The following is a 16,421-nucleotide window of genomic DNA, read 5'->3' as shown; positions in this document are numbered from 1 at the left end:
TACTTCGGAAACTAGAGTTTTCTTATTTTTTTAATTCTTGATACAAGTGACGAATTGGTTGTCCCAAGACTGGATGGATGAAATGAGGTGCAATTTCCTGCAGAGACTCTAAGACAAAGAGTCGCTCAGCGATATAAGGATGGGGCAAGATGAGGTCGTCTGTATAGATGATCTGGTCCTCTACAAAGAGCAAATCTAGGTCAATCAAGCGAGGTCCCCAATGCACCTCTCTGATCCGTCCCATCTCTGACTCAATGGCCAACAAGGTTTCTAGCAAGATTGGAGCAGGCAACCAGGTTTCCACTTCAATAACCTGATTGACAAAACTATCTTGCTCTACACCGCCCCATGGATCAGTTGTAATCACACTGGACTCTTTGAGAATACGAATCCCGCGAGCTTGCATTTGGTCAATCGCTTGCTGGAGATTAGCCTTTTTATCCCCCATATTACTGCCCAAGGCAATAAAGGCACGCTGCTTGCGACGGTGGATGGTTACTGAACAAGTATCCAGCGGTAGATGGATAGGTGCCCAAGGTTTTTTTAGTTCCAGCTCAATCTCTTGAACGAGAGGGTAAGTCTCAAAAGTACGCTCTACTAGTTTGTAGGCTACTGTTTCAATCAAGTCTTCAGTATTTTCCTGAAACCATGTCGTCCATTTCTGGCAAAGTTCTCCGTAATGGACAGAAGCAGTTAAATCCAAGTCTGTCGCAGCCTTGGTCATATCATAGGATAGGATGGCTGAAACGACAAACTTCTGCCCCAGTTCCTTCTCACTAGGAAAAAGTCCATGAAAGGCGAAAATTTCTAGGTCTTTAATTAGCAGTTGATCCATAACTAGTCCTTTCTAGAAAAATCCGCTTAACGCGGATTTTTTTTATACTCAATGAAAATCAAAGTGCAAACTAGGAAGCTAGCCGCAGTCTGCTCAAAACACTGTTTTGAGGTTGCAGATGGAAGCTGACGTGGTTTGAATTTGATTTTCGAAGAGTATTATAGTCCCATTAAACGATAAGCCTGATCACGAAGATCCTTATCTGTCTCAAATAGACCACGAGCCACTGCTGTCAAGGTTGCAGTTCCTGGTTTTCGAACACCGCGCATACTCATACACATATGTTCTGCTTCAATGACAACGAAGGCTCCCTTGGCTCCCAAATACTCCATCAAGGCATCAGCCACTTCAATATTCAAACGCTCTTGAATCTGTGGCTTTTTAGAGTAGACTTCCACCGTACGAGCTAACTTTGATAAGCCTGCAACACGGCCATCTGGGATATAGGCAATATGAGCTCGACCATAAAATGGTAAAAAGTGGTGTTCACACATGGTATGGAAAAAGATATCCTTTTCCACTACCATATTGTCATCGATAATCTCAAAGGATTTTGACAGGTGCTCTTCAGCAGTTTGCCCAAGACCTGAAAAAATCTCTTGGTACATACGAGCAACACGGGCAGGTGTTTCCTGCAAACCTTCACGATTTGCATCCTCACCAACTGCCTCGATAATCATTTTTACAGCTTCTTCAATCTTTTGTGTATCCATTCTAATTTTTCCTCTCCATCAGATAGGCTCTCACTTGGCTCAAGAAATACAAGGAACCCGTGACTATCCTAACTGTTTTTTTCTCTTCATTTTCTGATAATTTTTGGTCTAGAAATTCTTGCCAATCTTGGTAGTTGAGATTTCTAGAATCAGCTAGCTCTTTCAAGATTTTTTCATCCGTCGCCCGACTATCCTCAAAGTGAGTGAGGGTCAGTTCAGTATCTGGCAAAGTCTCTAATAAGTCTAACATATCCTCCAAGGCCTTGGTTTTGATACAAGTAAAGAGGATTTCCTTCTGATAGTCCGTAAAGCGTTCTTTCAAGGTAGCCAACAAGGCCTTGATAGCATGGGGATTATGGGCTCCATCCAAGATCATCAAGGGGGCTCTCGACACAACTTCCAAACGACCTGGCCATCTTGTTTCTTCCAAAGCTTGAGCAAGCAAGTCATTGCTTGCTAGTTCTCGACCATCTTCTTTACAAAAAGTATCAAGTAAAGCTAAGGCCATCCCTGCATTCTCTATCTGGTGCAAACCAAGCAATCCTGTTTGGAAACGACCTTGTCTGACTGAGCTTGAATAATCAAAGATTTCGCCCGTCTCCACACTCTCTTGATGGCTAACTTGATAATCTTCCCCATAAGCAATCCTAGGAGCTTGTTTCGCTTTCGCAATCTGGTCAATAACCGACAAGGCTTCTGGGACAATGTGTCCTGTCACTAGAGGAACTCCTTGTTTGATAATACCAGCTTTCTGCTCTGCTATGGCTTCCAAGGTGTCACCAAGTAGGGCTACATGATCCAATCCAATCGTCGTGATGCCTGTTAAAATTGGCTGGCAAATATTGGTACTATCTAAAAGTCCACCCATGCCAACTTCCATGATGGCCACATCTACTTGCTCTGAGGCAAAGTAGTCATAGGCTATGGCTGTGATAATCTCAAACTCGGTTGTGCCCTGTAAATTAGCGGCCGATTCTCCCTCAAGCAAAGACTGATAGTCCACCATGAGAGCTTCTAGTCTCGCTTCTGGGATAGATTCCCCATTGATGCTAATCTGGTCTGTGTAATGAATGAGATAGGGCGAGCTGAAAACACCAATTCTCAGCCCCATCTTTTCCAACAAATTCTTCAAAAAGGCTATAGTAGAGCCCTTACCATTGGTTCCACCAATATGGATGACCTTGAGTTTGAGATGGGGATTACCACGTAAAGCTAATAGCTCCACCATCCTCTCCAGACCAAAATGCGGTTGATCTGTTCGGTAGTTTGCTATCCACTGGTTCGTTTCGTTTTTATTCATCTTATTTATATTGTTTCAAATCTAAATTTTCCGCATGGTCTGCCAGACGGATGGCTGATGCAATTTCGACTGCCATCTTGTGACTGGCTACATCATGCACGCGCACCACTTTCACACCTTGTCTAGCAGCAATGCTGGTCACATGAGCCGAAGCAATATCACGATTGCGGAAGCCAGCTTCTGTATCTGGATTGACTTCAAAGCCGTTTTCTTCGAGGATATTGATGACGAATCTCTTGCGGGAAACTCCAAGAAAGATTGGATAGCCCTTCTGATGTAGTTTATCCAAGTCCCGTAAAAGAAGCAGATTTTCTTTCTTGGTCAGACCAAAGCCAATTCCTGGGTCCAACATGATGTTTTCTTGTGCGATTCCAGCTTGATTCGCTCTCGCTAAAGCTCTGTCAAAGAAATCCTCCATCAACTCTTCGATTGTCATTTTTTCAAAGTCAGCTAACTCTTCCTCTGTAAAAGCTTGATTAAATCCAAAATGAGGAAATATGAGTGAACTAGGGTGCTGAGGGCGTGCCATGACTGGATTGAACATGATAACCACCTGAGCTCCAGCCCTGGCAACCACCTCTGCCATCTTCTCATCCCCCATAAGACCTGTAATGTCATTGACTATATGGGCCCCAGCCTTTAGAGCTGCTTCTGCAACCTGACTTTTCCAAGTGTCTACCGAAATCAGAACATCACTTTCTTGACGGATAGCCTTAATCACTGGAACCACACGTTGGATTTCCTCTTCAATCTCAACATAGCTACTTCCAGGTCGAGTGGATTCCCCACCGATATCTAAGATAGTGGCTCCTTCAGCTATCAATTTTCTAGCCTGCTTCAAGGCTTCCTCAATAGCAAAAAATTGGCCCCCGTCAGAAAAAGAATCTGGGGTGACATTGATAATTCCACAAATAGATGTTTTTCTAAGATTCTCTCTTTTTATCACACTAGTCTCTCAATTTTCATTTAGATTGGTATCTCTCTATTTTACTGTTTTTTTTGGATTCTGTCCAATTATCTTTCAATTCCTTAATATCATTAAGACTACAAAAGAGCGCAAAAAAAGAGAGTGGGACAGAAATCGGTAATTCGTTAGAATTCGATTTCGTCGTCCCACCTCCGCACAGTTGAGTAGGGTTGTATAAGCTGATGAAATCAGCGTAGTAGAGCCCACTCAACCACTGCGTCCTGCTCGACAATCCAAAGACAATTGAGAGGCTAGAACTTTTGTCCCAGCCTCCTTTTTTATATTCTTATTTTTCAGTCAAAGCTGCAAGTTCTGGAAGAACTTTACCTTCAAGAAGTTCCATTGATGCTCCACCACCGCGTCACAAATACCTACACTAACACAAAAAGGTGACAGAGCCACCTTTTTGTTAACGTTTCAGTTTTGTTCCTTTTCTACAAAATCAGGATTGTGTAGAGACTAACGGGCTGAAATTATTTTTCTGTAAGTGCAGCCAAACCTGGCAATACTTTACCTTCGAGAAGCTCCATTGAAGCTCCACCACCAGTAGAGATCCATGAGAACTTGTCTGCACGACCAAGGTTGATAGCTGCGGCAGCTGAGTCACCACCACCGATGATTGATTTAACGCCTGGTTGTTTCACGATAGCGTCCATCACACCGATTGTACCAGCTTGGAAGTCAGGGTTTTCAAATACACCCATTGGTCCATTCCATACAACTGTTTTAGCACCAGTCAAAGCTTCGTCAAATTTAGCGATAGATTTAGGACCGATGTCAAGACCAAGGAATCCTGGGTCTACTGCTTCACCTTCAGTGTCTTTCACTTCAGTGTAGTCAGCAAATGCGTTTGCTTCTTTTGAGTCAACTGGCAAGATCAATTTGCCGTTTGCTTTTTCAAGAAGAGCTTTAGCGACATCCAATTTATCTTCTTCTACAAGTGAGTTACCGATTTCGATACCTTGTGCTTTGTAGAATGTGTAAGTCATACCACCACCGATAAGAACTTTATCAGCTTTCTCAAGCAAGTTTTCGATAACACCGATCTTGTCTGAAACTTTTGAACCACCAAGGATAGCCACAAATGGACGTTCTGGAGCTTCAACAGCTTCTTGGATGTAAGCAATTTCGTTTTCAAGAAGGAATCCAGCAACTGCTTTTTCAACGTTTGCTGAGATACCAACGTTAGATGCGTGTGCACGGTGAGCTGTACCGAATGCATCGTTTACGAAGATACCATCTCCAAGTGATGCCCAGTATTTACCAAGTTCAGGATCGTTTTTAGATTCTTTCTTACCGTCAACATCTTCAAAACGAGTGTTTTCAACCAAAAGAACTTGTCCATCTTCAAGAGCATTGATAGCTGCTTCCAATTCAGCACCACGAGTTACACCTGGAAGGAATGTAACTTCTTGACCCAATTTAGCAGCCAAGTCAGCAGCTACAGGAGCAAGTGATTTACCAGCTTTATCTGCTTCTTCTTTTACACGTCCAAGGTGAGAGAAAAGAATCGCACGTCCACCTTGTTCAAGGATGTACTTGATAGTTGGAAGAGCTGCAGTGATACGGTTGTCATTAGTAATCACGCCATCTTTTACAGGAACGTTGAAGTCAACACGAACGAGAACTTTTTTCCCTTTCAACTCAACGTCTTTAACAGTCAATTTTGCCATTTGGAAAGACTCCTTAATTTTTTTTACGTGTTAATTATATCACAAAATCAATAAAAGAGATAGCAAAACCTTAAACTTTTCCAGTTCTTTCTTGTCCTTTATTTCTTATTATTTTATAATAAAAAATAAGATAAGGAGCGCTAAATGATGAAAAATACTCTAACAGATAAGCAAAAAGAGGCAGATTCAGACCTCAATATCATTGCCATTTTGACAATTCTTTCGTTTATAGGATACATCCTTTTCAAAAAACAAATACTTGATTTCTCTCACCAAACAGAGTTTTCCGTCTGGATTCGTCTTCTTTTTCTCGCAACTCTCCAGTTTTGTGTTGCTGGATTGGGGACTAGCGTGGTAATGATTCGAAGAAAAGAAAGCTGGAAACAATATGGTTTGCTAGCTAAACACTTCCTCCCAACCCTCATTCAGACGGCTACTATCTGTCTCCCCTTACTTCTTTTTCTCATCAGTAGAGGGCAGATTCATTCCTATATCCCCTTTCAATCCATCCTCTTAACCAGAGAAGTTCTGGCAAGTTCTTTTCCGACAAATATCTTGGGTTTCCTCCTTATTGGACTTATCTGGGGATTCTGGGAAGGTTTTAATTATGTTGTCATTGCAAACAAAATTAACTGTCGCTTTCCATCACATCAGACTTGGCTTGATTACGGAGCCTTGACTTGTGCTCTTATCTGTCTGATGATTCATGGGATGATTAGTTTTCATCTCCATGCCATTTTAGAGGCTTTGTCTGTTTTTATCTTGATTTATGGTATGCTCGTCATTCAAAAGAGAACAGGCAACGCTTGGGGTTGTATTTTTATCTTCCTATTCATTTGGAACGCATTTTAACCCCCAAACAAGATTTTCACTTCTTAAACTCAAAAAAAGATTTGACTCTATTATGAATCAAATCTTTCTTTTTATTTCTAAGAAGTTACATTAAGCAAAGTTATTAACTTACTCTTCTTTTTTCTTTTGAGCGAGAAGTCCAAAGCCACCAAGAACTCCAACCAATCCAAGAGCCAGAAGATTTGCATCTGCTCCTTCACCTGTACTTGGAAGTTGTTTTCCTTCAGGTTTTTCAGCTTGTGCTTGTGCTTTTGCTGGTTCCTGCTTAGCTGCTTGTGCTACTGGAGCAGGTGCAAGAGGTTTGTCATCTTGGACATCCACTTTTGGCCCAATCTCAACAATCTCAGTAACAGTTTCTTTGATAAGCTCTGTTCCCTTAAGACTGCGGTTGCCTTCAGTGTCAACCTCTACCAGATTTCTACGAAGTCCTTCAATTCCAGCTCGAACTAGACGGCGTTCACCTGCTGAAAGGTTTGCATTTTCTCTTTCTTCACGTCCAAATGCAAGAATTTCTTCTTCAACTACCAAGCTTGGTTTCTTAACTTCCAAGACTTTTGGTCCTTCTAGTGGTTGAACACGGCTTTCTACCTTGGTACCAACTTCAGTAATCTCAGCCACTGCTTCCTTGACTACTTCTGTCTCAAGAAGAGTGCGGTTGCCTTCTGTATCTACTTCAATCAGACGACGATTCTGACCTTCTACACCTGCCTGAACGATACGACGTTCTCCTGCTTGAAGGCTAGGATTTACTCGTTCTTCATGGCCGTATGCAACTTTTTCTTCTTCAATCACCAATGCTGGATTGCTGATAGTCAAATCTTTGACTCCGTCTAGCGGTTGAACACGGCTTTCTACCTTGGTACCAACTTCAGTAATCTCAGCTACTGCTTCCTTGACTACCTCTGTCTTAAGAAGAGTACGGTTACCTTTGGCATCAACTTCAATCAGACGACGAGTCTGACCTTCTACACCTGCCTGAACGATTCTACGTTCACCCACCAAGAGGTCTCCTGACGGACGTTCTTGGCGTTCGAAGGCTTGAGTTTCTGTTTCAACCACTAGCTCAGGTAGCGCTTCAACTGTTGGCGCAGTTTCTCCTTCTTCTAAGCTACCCACATGGTGGCTTTCTTCTGCAGGAGCTAGTTTCTTATTCAGCTTTTCTTTCATGTCCGCAAAGGCTGCTGGAGTTGGCGTTTGTGAAGATAATAAAGCCTCAGCTTGCGCAATCAACTCAGATTGAGGATCTTTTTCAAGGACAGATTCGAGCAAGCTTTCCAATTCTTCTCTAGCAGTTTGATAACGTTGATTGCCATCCAATTCAGTACCAGCTTGTTTCAAGTCATTCAAGGCCTGGTTGACTGCTTCTTGACTAGCATCATGGTTTTCTAAGATGGCTTTTGCTGCATCAAGCTTCTCAACAAGAGCTGCTTGTTTTGCTGCATCAGCAAATGTATAAGCTAATGTTTCTTTGCGTCCTTGAGCAGATGTGATTTCTTGTTTCAGATATTCGTCGTTAATGGCTTCCTTAGGTGATACTAGAACATCAAATTCGACAGTTTGTCCTTGATAGTGTAACTCAAGTTTTTGACGGCCTGTTTTTTGAGAATCATAACCTGTAATTTCGACCCCTTGGTCTGTAAAGCTATGTTCAGTCTCTGTCTCATCATCATACAAGACCTTGAAACGTCCTTCTGATAAGTCAAGAGTATCACCTACAAAGTAATCAATTTTCGGTTGCTTGCTAATATACAAGGCTGCGACTTCTTTTGGACCAGTTTCTTCACCAGTGACTTGAACCTTGAAACTTCCTGCAACTGGGAGACCAAGATAGGTTACTGTTAACTCTTGTTCGCCATGATGGTGAACATCGTAGCCGTTGACTACAACACCAGCATGACTAAGGTTGATGACTTCATCTGCTTCTTCACCTTCGTATTTGACACGGAGAAGACCACCTTTGAGATTCAATTCCTCGCCATCTTGGTAAGTCGTCTTTTTAGGTGTTGTTTCTAGACTGACAGCTTTAATCTTTCTCTCATCCTGAGGAATCGTCACAGCAAGAGTATTACTGATTTCTTTTCCTGGCAATTGTGTGCGGTAGTAAAGAAGGCTTGGACGTTTTTCAAAGCTCAATGGATTTGTCGCCAGATCCCCTCCAACTGCTGTATTTAAGGTAGCGATTGGAGTTTGTGAATCTTCCTTGTCATAAACTGTGATGGTTGCCCCAGCAGGAACTTCTGAGAATCCTAGTTGAACCTTATTATCAGTTAGGACACGCGCCGCCACTTTAGCCATTGGAATATTTTGGCTCTCCGTATCAAGAGTTTCATACATCTTCCAGTTGTAGATGCGGATAGCTTTCCATGGTGTTCCATTGTCAGATGTAATAACGTGCAAACGCCAGTCTTGCGCCGTAATTGGGCTATCAAGGGTGATATCTGAAACATGAGCTTTATTACCACGAACAGCCTTGGCTAGTTTCCATTCTCCTGCTTCATCCTTATAGTAGAGGTCAAAGTCCTTAGTATTCATCAAACCATCGTTGACAGATTCTCCACCAGCACCGGCATGGTCCATGACCCATCTAACAACACGGCGTGGTTGTGTCAATCGAATATCAACGCTACCACTCAACTGGGCAGAAGACCATTTGTCAGATAGGCTGGTGATTGTACCATTCAACATACCTTCGATGCCTTCTCCGCCTTCTGTATTTGGGAAGGTACTTCCGATAACAGTCGCTCCTGGAACGATGTTTTCTGCTAGAGGTCTTGGAAGACTTGTATCTTGAACCGTCATGCCCCATTCGAAGTTTGTAGTTGCTGCTTCAGAGCGAAGACCATTCTTACCAACTGCGACAACCTTCAACTCTTGACTGGTTCCAGTTGCACTAGCTGAACGGCTAACTTTTGGTAGGTAGATAGTAGTGGCAGAGGAGCCTGTCAATAGGCGCCAAGCATCGCCATCCTTTTCATAAACTTCATAGAAGTCAGCATCTTTATTTCCAGTAAATTGGACAATGGCTTCTGCTTCTTGAGCGTTTTTAAGGGATTGTTTAGCTACTTTAAGAGCTGTTGGTGCTTGAGGAGCCTCTTGATTATCTGTTACAGTCAACTCACCCAAGTTAAATTGATATCCCTTAAGGGCAGCAGTATTTTCAAAAGTGAGCTTGATACCGTAAATAGTCTGACCTGCCAAGGCACTCAAGTCAAATTCGTCTTTTGTCCAATCGTCAGATAGAGTCAGCTCTTTACGAGCATTCTCGCCACCATAGGTATAGTTTTTCTGAGTCGCAAATTCTACATAGACCTTGCTTCCCTTACCACCTTTATGAGCAACCCGAAGTTTTGTTTTATCCGTTACTTCCAGTTTGGTAGAGTAAAGACGAACGTCTTGGTTGGTATTTTCGGCTAAATCACCCGCAAATTTGAGTGAGTTACCGCCATTGTAGGCATCTTCAAAGTCATAGTCAGCTTGGAGTTTAGCAGCTGAAGATGTTTGCCACCAGCGCCATGTAGGCAAGATACCTGATACAGAGCGATAGTTCCATTCAGAATCCTTAGAGACTTTACCGTCCACAAACCATTTTTTCCCATGTCCTGTGTTAAAGGATGTTGTAAAAGTACGGCCTACTGCTGGTGTACGGTCAGCTACGAGGTTGGCAATCCCGTACCAGTCCTTGTCATCAGGTTTTTGACCAGTTGGATCTCCTTGGTAACCTGTGAAGAAGATATTTTCATTCTTATGATAGTCTTCACCTGTCTTCCCAAGACTCGTGATAGTATCTGGGGCAAAAAGTCCAAGTGATAAGCGAAGTTTGCCATTTTCATCAAAAAGGGCATCCCATTTCACTTTTGTCTTGTAAGAACCACCTTGTTGCAATTCCAAACCTGCAAAAACATCATACTGACTGCGTTCTAGCCATTTAGCCATAGCTACAGAGTAATCATTTTTCTCTTTAGTCCAGTTAAAGTTGGCAAAGAAGTGATCTGCAGGAACCTTGTCTCCTTCTTTTTGCATGAATGGATAGTTATACTCGCCTAGTCCGTCTTCGTGATAACGACCATATTCATAGGTCATAGCATCGTACCAAGAATACTTGACAGGATGGTTGACTTTAGCAGCATATTCCTTGGTATAGAGCATGAAGTCACGCATTTTCTTACCAAGAGGCGTTACGATATCACCTGTTGTTTCTTGGTTGATAAAATATCCATCAAATCCATAATATTTAGCTAAATCAACTAGCTTGCGAGCGATAGGGAAAGTACCGTCTTCGTCTTGTTGAAGAGCTGCAGCAAATTTTTCTTGGTCTGCAATGCTATTTGACCAGTTGAAGAAGAGTGTACCCAATACAGGAACACCATTACGGTGACCAGCATCAATCACATCCGGAGTTGGAACCAGCCCTTCCCAGAAGACCATGGAATTCAAGTATTGCCAGTAGTCAAAAGCATAGGCCTTAAACTCTTCACCACCTACAGAAGCATGGTCTTTAGCCTTAGAGTTAGTGTTAGCAAGGGCTTCAACCTTGGCATCCTTATTAGCTTTTTCATTGACAACATGTCCACGATAGCGCTTGGCTAGTTCTACTGAAGATCGGTTAATAGCATCGTCTTCACGGGCACCTGGTTCCCATTTTAACAAATCTCCCCAGGTGTCAAACTTAATTTCTTTTGGTCGAAGACTTTTTTCTTCTTTCTTAGGAACGTCTGAGACAGTTGCTTTCTCTTCAGCCTTATTTTCTGTAGCTACAGGTGCCTCTTCAGCCTTTGGCGCTTCAGCAACCGGGCTAGCTACTTCCTTATCACCTGCAGTCAATTGGTCCATGGTTGGTTTTTCTTCTGAAATAGGTTGTTCACTAACCTTGTCTTCAGTTGCTTCCAACTCCTTCAACACTTCTGGCGCAGGCGTAGTTGGTTGCTCCGAAGCTACTGCTGTTGTCCCCGTAGGATTTTCAGCAATAACTGCTTCTTCAGCTAAGACTGGTCCTGCAAATAGGATTGAACCAATCATCAAAGAGCAGGCACCCACTGACAATTTTCGAATACTATAGCGGCAACGTTTTTCAAAAAATGGATTCTTCATCTTTTTCTCCTTTTACTTCCAGAAAGTAAGCGCTTTATTTTTGTTTTAAAAAAGTAGCTGCCCTAATAAAGATAATAGAACAGTTCATCTCCATTTTACGCTATTTAGATGAAGAGTCAACATGAGTCCCAAAAGAACTATATAGAAGTGAAGAATTAATATAAATTAGACAATCAAGCTCCATTTTTAGAATAAATTTAACATTTTTCTTAAAAAAAGATCATTTACTACTTGTTAGATTGCTTTTAATCCTTTAAAATAGAATGGGAGAGATTCCGCGATTATTTTTCGGAGGAAAAAGAAAATGTCCATTAATTGGCAGGAAATTGTTTTTCACTTTTTAGGTGGTCTGGGACTATTCTTATATAGTATCAAGACCATGGGGGACGGTTTGCAACAAGCAGCTGGAGATCGTCTTCGATTTTACATTGACAAATATACTAGCAATCCTTTCTTTGGTATTCTGGTAGGTATTGGAATGACTGCCCTGATTCAGTCTAGTTCAGGGGTTACAGTTATTACGGTTGGTCTGGTTAGTGCGGGACTTTTGACCCTACGTCAGGCTATCGGGATTGTCATGGGTGCCAATATCGGGACAACTGTCACATCCTTTATCATCGGTTTTAAATTGGGAGACTACGCATTACCTATGCTCTTTCTCGGAGCAGTCTGTCTCTTCTTCACAAAAAATAGAACCATCAATAACATCGGACGAATTGTCTTTGGTGTTGGCGGTATCTTCTTCGCCCTCAATCTTATGAGTGGTGCTATGGAGCCCCTCAAGGATTTACAAGTCTTTAAAGACTACATGGTAGAGCTAAGTAAAAATCCAATCCTGGGAGTCTTTGTCGGAACTGGTTTAACCCTTCTAATTCAAGCCTCATCAGCGACCATCGGTATTTTGCAAAATCTCTACGCTAGCAATCTGATTGACCTTCAGGGAGCCCTACCCGTGCTCTTTGGGGATAACATCGGAACTACTATCACAGCGATTATCGCTTCACTTGGAGCAAATATCGCAGCCAAACGTGTAGCGGGTGCCCATGTGGCCTTCAACGTTATCGGAACGGTTATCTGTATCATCTTCCTCGTTCCCTTCACAGCCTTGATTCAATGGTTTGAAACGACTCTTCATTTGTCTCCAGAAATGACCATTGCCTTTGCCCACGGAACCTTCAACATTACCAACACCATTATCCAGTTCCCATTCATCGGAGCGCTTGCCTTCATGGTAACCAAGCTCATCCCTGGTGAAGATGAAGTTGTCAAATACGAAGCTCTCTACCTAGACGAGCAACTGATCAAACAAGCTCCATCTATCGCTCTTGGAAATGCTAAAAAAGAACTCCTACACTTGGGGAACTACGCTGCAAAAGCCTTTGACCTCTCTTACGACTATATCATCAATTCTAATGAAAAAGTTGCAGAAAAGGGTCATAAGACTGAAGAAGCCATCAATACTATTGATGAAAAATTGACTCGTTACCTCATCAGTTTATCAGGTGAAGCTTTGAGCCAAAAAGAGAGTGAAGTCTTAACCAACATCCTAGACTCTTCACGAGACTTGGAACGTATCGGAGACCACGCCGAAGCTTTAATCAATCTTAACGATTACTTGCAACGCAAGAATGTTCAATTCTCTGAAGCTGCCTTAGAAGAACTCGCAGAGATTTATCTTAAAACGAGCGAATTCGTCAAAGATGCTCTTGAGAGTGTTGAAAATAACGATCTTGAACAAGCTCAAGCCCTTATGGAACGTCACGAAGACATCAACAATATGGAACGTGTTCTTCGTAAGACACATATCAAACGTCTTAATAACGGTGAATGTTCTACCCAAGCAGGTGTCAACTTTATCGATATCATTTCTCACTACACTCGTGTATCAGACCACGCTATGAACCTGGCTGAAAAGGTTTTGGCAGAACAAATTTAAAACGAAAAAAATGCTTTGATTCGAAAGAATCAAAGCATTTTAAATAGCTCTCCAATCATAATAGAAGATGCGGCTGCGCCCTTGTACCTAGCTTCTTCCTTTTGGATAAAGCGGGCCAGATTGACTAACTCTGGCGCTGGTGTTTTGGGATTTTGGAGTAGTTCGAGTGTAACTAAACCTGAAAGTCGTACTGCCAGCAATCGCTCATTGGTACTGGGCAATTGCTTAGCAGTCTCTACCAGTGCAAGCACTAGATCTTCACTCAAGTTTTGACGGGCATGATTGTAAAGATCCCGTATCAAGGTTTCTAGGTTTTCTTCTGCCATTCCTAGCACCTCCATTTTAGGTTAATAGTTCTTAATCAAATCTACTGTTGAACGATCCAATTTTTTGACCAAGGCTTGTAAGAATGCTTGTGCTTCAAGGAAATCGTCCATAGCATAAAGGGTTTGGTGAGAGTGGATATAACGGGCACAAACACCGATTGTTGTTGATGGGACACCACCATTTTTCAGATGAGCTGCACCTGCGTCAGTTCCACCTTTTCCACAGTAGTATTGGTACTTGATGCCAGCTTCTTCAGCTGTCGTCAAAAGGAAATCCTTCATACCTGGGAGAAGCAAGTGACCTGGATCGTAGAAACGAATCAAGGTTCCATCACCAATCTTACCTTGACCACCATAAACATCACCAGCAGGTGAACAGTCAACTGCCAAAAATACTTCTGGATCAAATTTGGTTGTTGATGTATGGGCACCACGAAGTCCGACTTCTTCTTGGACATTGGCACCAAGATAAAGTTCATTTCCTAGTTTTTGACCTGACAAGTTTTCAGCCAACTCGCTAACCATGAGAACTCCATAACGGTTATCCCATGCTTTTGAGATGATATTTTTTTCATTAGCTGTAAGGATCGCGCTACTATCTGGAACGATGGTGTCTCCAGGACGAATACCAAAACTTTCAGCCTCAGCCTTATCCGCGAAACCACCATCAAAGATGATATCTGAAATAGCTGGCATGCTTGGACCACCTGTTCCACGAGTTAAATGTGGAGGTACCGATCCTGAGATTACTGGAATTTCACGACCGTCACGAGTAAAGAGTTTAAAGCGCTGGCTGCTGACCACCATAGGATTCCAACCGCCAATCTCAACGACACGGAAGGTTCCATCAGGTTTGATTTCACTCACCATAAAACCAACTTCATCCATGTGAGATGCTACCAAGACGCGAGGTGCATTCGCAACTTCTGAATGTTTGATACCAAAAATACCACCCAAGCCATCTGTCACTACTTCATCCACGTGAGGAGTTATTTTCTCACGAAGATAAGCGCGTACAGGCGCTTCATGACCTGAGATAGCAGAAAGTTCTGTTACTTCTTTGATTTTAGAAAATAATGTTGTCATTTTAATCCCTTCTTTCTTTCAACCATTTTACCACTTTTTATAGGAGAAGGGTAGTGGAAATCACAAATCCTCCGACTTCATAGTTCTTATCAAGTAAAAAGGAATCTGTTACGATTCCTTTTTACTTGGTATTTCTTTTTAATGAAAAGTGGTCTGGCACTGGATCTTTACCCGTTTTAGACCAAGGATGGCAACGTAATATCCTAGCCAGTCCCATAAGGACTCCCTTGAGTTCATGTTTTTCAATAGCCTGAATCATGTAATTTGAACAAGTGGGCTCAAATCTACAAGAAGGTGGAAAGGCTGGCGAGATAAAGCGTTGGTAAAAGCGCACAGGCGCTATTAAAATTCGTTTCATTATTTCTTGGTTACAGCCATGGTGTGTAGTTGGCTGATTTCTTTTTTATTGAGACGGCGTGATTCTCCTGGACGAAGTCCAGTCAAGTCTAAGTGTCCAAAACGTGTCCGAGACAACTTATCCACTTGAAGACCGACTGCTTCAAACATCTTTTTAACCTGATGGTTACGTCCTTCATGAATGGTCAGCTGTACTACTGAGCGATTTTTGACTGGGTCTACTTTGAGAATCTCATAGACAGCTGGCTTGGTTTTCTTGCCTTCAATTTCAACGCCTCGAGTCAAAGGACGGAGATTTTCTTTATTAGCTACACCTTTAACACGCGCAACATAGACCTTATCAATCTCATTACGAGGATGAATCATCTCATCTGTAAAGTCCCCATCGTTGGTCAAAATCAAGACTCCAGATGTATCCCAGTCCAAACGTCCCACAGGGTAGATACGCTCTTTCACATTAGGCAAGAGGTCCACAACAGTCTTGCGTCCCTTATCATCTGTCACACTAGAAATCACTCCGCGTGGTTTATTGAGCAGATAATAGACCTTTTCTTCGTTGTAGATGGGTTGACCTTCAACTTCTACCTTGTCACCAGACTTGATAGTCGTCGCTAATTCACGTACCACCTGACCGTTGACAGTCACCAAGCCTTGCTTGATCAACTCTTCTGCTTTTCTCCTACTGGCCACACCTGCGTGGGCAATATATTTATTGATTCTCATCTTCTTCTATCCTTTCACCAAATAATTGGCTTTCTTGTGCTTGAATGTCAAGCTCATTTATCACTGGCAATTCTTCCAGATGATTAATACCCATGTAATCTAGGAAATAATCCGTCGTTACATAGAGATTAGGGCGTCCAAGTACCTCTTTTTTCCCATCTTCTCGTATCAAGTCAAAGGCCTGCAACTTAGCTAGAGCACCACTAGAGTTGACCCCACGGATGGCATCAATTTCTATCCGCGTAATCGGCTGCTTATAAGCAATGATGGACAAGGTCTCAAGTGCAGCCCGAGATAGACTCTGGTTGATAGGTGCCTTAGAGTATTCCTTCAAAATCTCTGCGAATTGAGGCTTGGTCACCAATCTGTAGGCACCTCCTGTCTCAATCAGTGCCAGACTAGAATCCTGGTCTTTTTCATACTTTTTGGCTAATTTTTCTAAGCTTTGCTGAATTCCTGTTGGTGGAAGTGATAGAAGCTCTGCCAACTGGCGAGCCCTAATCCCCTCTTCACCTGACACAAACAGGAGAGCTTCTATTTTTGCTAAAGTACTCATACTTCCTCT

General features: G+C 42.4%; 13 protein-coding genes. 2 read left to right on the top strand and 11 right to left on the bottom strand.

Translation table 11 applies throughout. The features are described from left to right. Positions 1 to 22 precede the first annotated feature (22 nt). The 5 genes from folK to ACORHT_RS01905 form a co-directional block, all read right to left on the bottom strand. Positions 23 to 835 carry a 2-amino-4-hydroxy-6-hydroxymethyldihydropteridine diphosphokinase gene (gene folK / locus ACORHT_RS01925; protein WP_434350414.1) on the bottom strand — a complete coding sequence of 271 codons (813 nt, stop codon included), beginning with the start codon at positions 833 to 835 and terminating at the stop codon, positions 23 to 25. Positions 836 to 993: 158 nt separating this feature from the next. Continuing rightward, positions 994 to 1,548: a GTP cyclohydrolase I FolE gene (folE, locus tag ACORHT_RS01920; protein WP_434350413.1), complete on the bottom strand. Its 555-nt coding sequence runs from the start codon at positions 1,546 to 1,548 to the stop codon at positions 994 to 996. Between the two features lies 1 nt (position 1,549). Next, the gene (locus ACORHT_RS01915; protein ID WP_434350412.1) at positions 1,550 to 2,848 is read right to left on the bottom strand and encodes a bifunctional folylpolyglutamate synthase/dihydrofolate synthase; all 1,299 of its coding nucleotides are present in this window, start codon (positions 2,846 to 2,848) and stop codon (positions 1,550 to 1,552) included. A gap of 1 nt (position 2,849) precedes the next feature. Continuing rightward, on the bottom strand, positions 2,850 to 3,794 hold the full coding sequence (gene folP / locus ACORHT_RS01910; RefSeq protein ID WP_434350411.1) for a dihydropteroate synthase: 945 nt from the start codon (positions 3,792 to 3,794) through the stop codon (positions 2,850 to 2,852). Positions 3,795 to 4,288: 494 nt separating this feature from the next. Continuing rightward, on the bottom strand, positions 4,289 to 5,488 hold the full coding sequence (locus ACORHT_RS01905; RefSeq protein ID WP_001096781.1) for a phosphoglycerate kinase: 1,200 nt from the start codon (positions 5,486 to 5,488) through the stop codon (positions 4,289 to 4,291). 144 nt (positions 5,489 to 5,632) lie between these two features. Here ACORHT_RS01905 and ACORHT_RS01900 point away from each other — a divergent pair, with 144 nt between their 5' ends. Beyond that, positions 5,633 to 6,340, top strand: a complete 708-nt coding sequence (locus tag ACORHT_RS01900; RefSeq protein ID WP_434350410.1) for a hypothetical protein — start codon at positions 5,633 to 5,635, stop codon at positions 6,338 to 6,340. Between the two features lie 108 nt (positions 6,341 to 6,448). On the opposite strand, the gene ACORHT_RS01895 is transcribed toward ACORHT_RS01900, so the two are convergent. Then, positions 6,449 to 11,428, bottom strand: coding sequence for an endo-beta-N-acetylglucosaminidase (locus tag ACORHT_RS01895; RefSeq protein ID WP_434350409.1), 4,980 nt, complete (start codon positions 11,426 to 11,428; stop codon positions 6,449 to 6,451). 304 nt (positions 11,429 to 11,732) lie between these two features. On the opposite strand from ACORHT_RS01895, the gene ACORHT_RS01890 reads away from it, so the two are divergent. Next, on the top strand, positions 11,733 to 13,364 hold the full coding sequence (locus ACORHT_RS01890; protein ID WP_434350408.1) for a Na/Pi cotransporter family protein: 1,632 nt from the start codon (positions 11,733 to 11,735) through the stop codon (positions 13,362 to 13,364). Positions 13,365 to 13,393: 29 nt separating this feature from the next. Here the strand turns inward: ACORHT_RS01890 and ACORHT_RS01885 are convergent, their stop codons facing one another. The 5 genes from ACORHT_RS01885 to scpB form a co-directional block, all read right to left on the bottom strand. Next, positions 13,394 to 13,690, bottom strand: a complete 297-nt coding sequence (locus tag ACORHT_RS01885; RefSeq protein WP_434350407.1) for a bacteriocin immunity protein — start codon at positions 13,688 to 13,690, stop codon at positions 13,394 to 13,396. A 21-nt stretch (positions 13,691 to 13,711) separates the two neighbouring features. Next, on the bottom strand, positions 13,712 to 14,776 hold the full coding sequence (gene pepA, locus ACORHT_RS01880; protein ID WP_434350406.1) for a glutamyl aminopeptidase: 1,065 nt from the start codon (positions 14,774 to 14,776) through the stop codon (positions 13,712 to 13,714). A gap of 121 nt (positions 14,777 to 14,897) precedes the next feature. Continuing rightward, on the bottom strand, positions 14,898 to 15,134 hold the full coding sequence (yidD, locus tag ACORHT_RS01875; RefSeq protein ID WP_434350405.1) for a membrane protein insertion efficiency factor YidD: 237 nt from the start codon (positions 15,132 to 15,134) through the stop codon (positions 14,898 to 14,900). After that, complete coding sequence (locus ACORHT_RS01870) at positions 15,134 to 15,856, bottom strand: pseudouridine synthase (RefSeq protein WP_261012932.1); 723 nt, start codon at positions 15,854 to 15,856, stop codon at positions 15,134 to 15,136. The genes yidD and ACORHT_RS01870 overlap by 1 nt, the downstream gene beginning before the upstream one ends. Continuing rightward, positions 15,843 to 16,412, bottom strand: a complete 570-nt coding sequence (gene scpB, locus ACORHT_RS01865) for an SMC-Scp complex subunit ScpB (RefSeq protein ID WP_434350404.1) — start codon at positions 16,410 to 16,412, stop codon at positions 15,843 to 15,845. The genes ACORHT_RS01870 and scpB overlap by 14 nt, the downstream gene beginning before the upstream one ends. Positions 16,413 to 16,421: the final 9 nt, after the last annotated feature.

It is taken from the genome of Streptococcus sp. KHUD_014, assembly GCF_051106275.1.
Taxonomy (GTDB): domain Bacteria; phylum Bacillota; class Bacilli; order Lactobacillales; family Streptococcaceae; genus Streptococcus.
The sequence above is the reverse complement of the archived record's forward strand: the minus strand, read 5'-3'. Positions and strand labels throughout refer to the sequence as shown.

Coding starts and splice junctions, on each gene's coding strand:
- folK (WP_434350414.1), bottom strand. CDS start 835: ATGGATCAACTGCTAATTAAAGACCTAGAAATTTTCGCCTTTCATGGA.
- folE (WP_434350413.1), bottom strand. CDS start 1,548: ATGGATACACAAAAGATTGAAGAAGCTGTAAAAATGATTATCGAGGCA.
- ACORHT_RS01915 (WP_434350412.1), bottom strand. CDS start 2,848: ATGAATAAAAACGAAACGAACCAGTGGATAGCAAACTACCGAACAGAT.
- ACORHT_RS01905 (WP_001096781.1), bottom strand. CDS start 5,488: ATGGCAAAATTGACTGTTAAAGACGTTGAGTTGAAAGGGAAAAAAGTT.
- ACORHT_RS01900 (WP_434350410.1), top strand. CDS start 5,633: ATGATGAAAAATACTCTAACAGATAAGCAAAAAGAGGCAGATTCAGAC.
- ACORHT_RS01895 (WP_434350409.1), bottom strand. CDS start 11,428: ATGAAGAATCCATTTTTTGAAAAACGTTGCCGCTATAGTATTCGAAAA.
- ACORHT_RS01890 (WP_434350408.1), top strand. CDS start 11,733: ATGTCCATTAATTGGCAGGAAATTGTTTTTCACTTTTTAGGTGGTCTG.
- ACORHT_RS01885 (WP_434350407.1), bottom strand. CDS start 13,690: ATGGCAGAAGAAAACCTAGAAACCTTGATACGGGATCTTTACAATCAT.
- pepA (WP_434350406.1), bottom strand. CDS start 14,776: ATGACAACATTATTTTCTAAAATCAAAGAAGTAACAGAACTTTCTGCT.
- yidD (WP_434350405.1), bottom strand. CDS start 15,134: ATGAAACGAATTTTAATAGCGCCTGTGCGCTTTTACCAACGCTTTATC.
- ACORHT_RS01870 (WP_261012932.1), bottom strand. CDS start 15,856: ATGAGAATCAATAAATATATTGCCCACGCAGGTGTGGCCAGTAGGAGA.
- scpB (WP_434350404.1), bottom strand. CDS start 16,412: ATGAGTACTTTAGCAAAAATAGAAGCTCTCCTGTTTGTGTCAGGTGAA.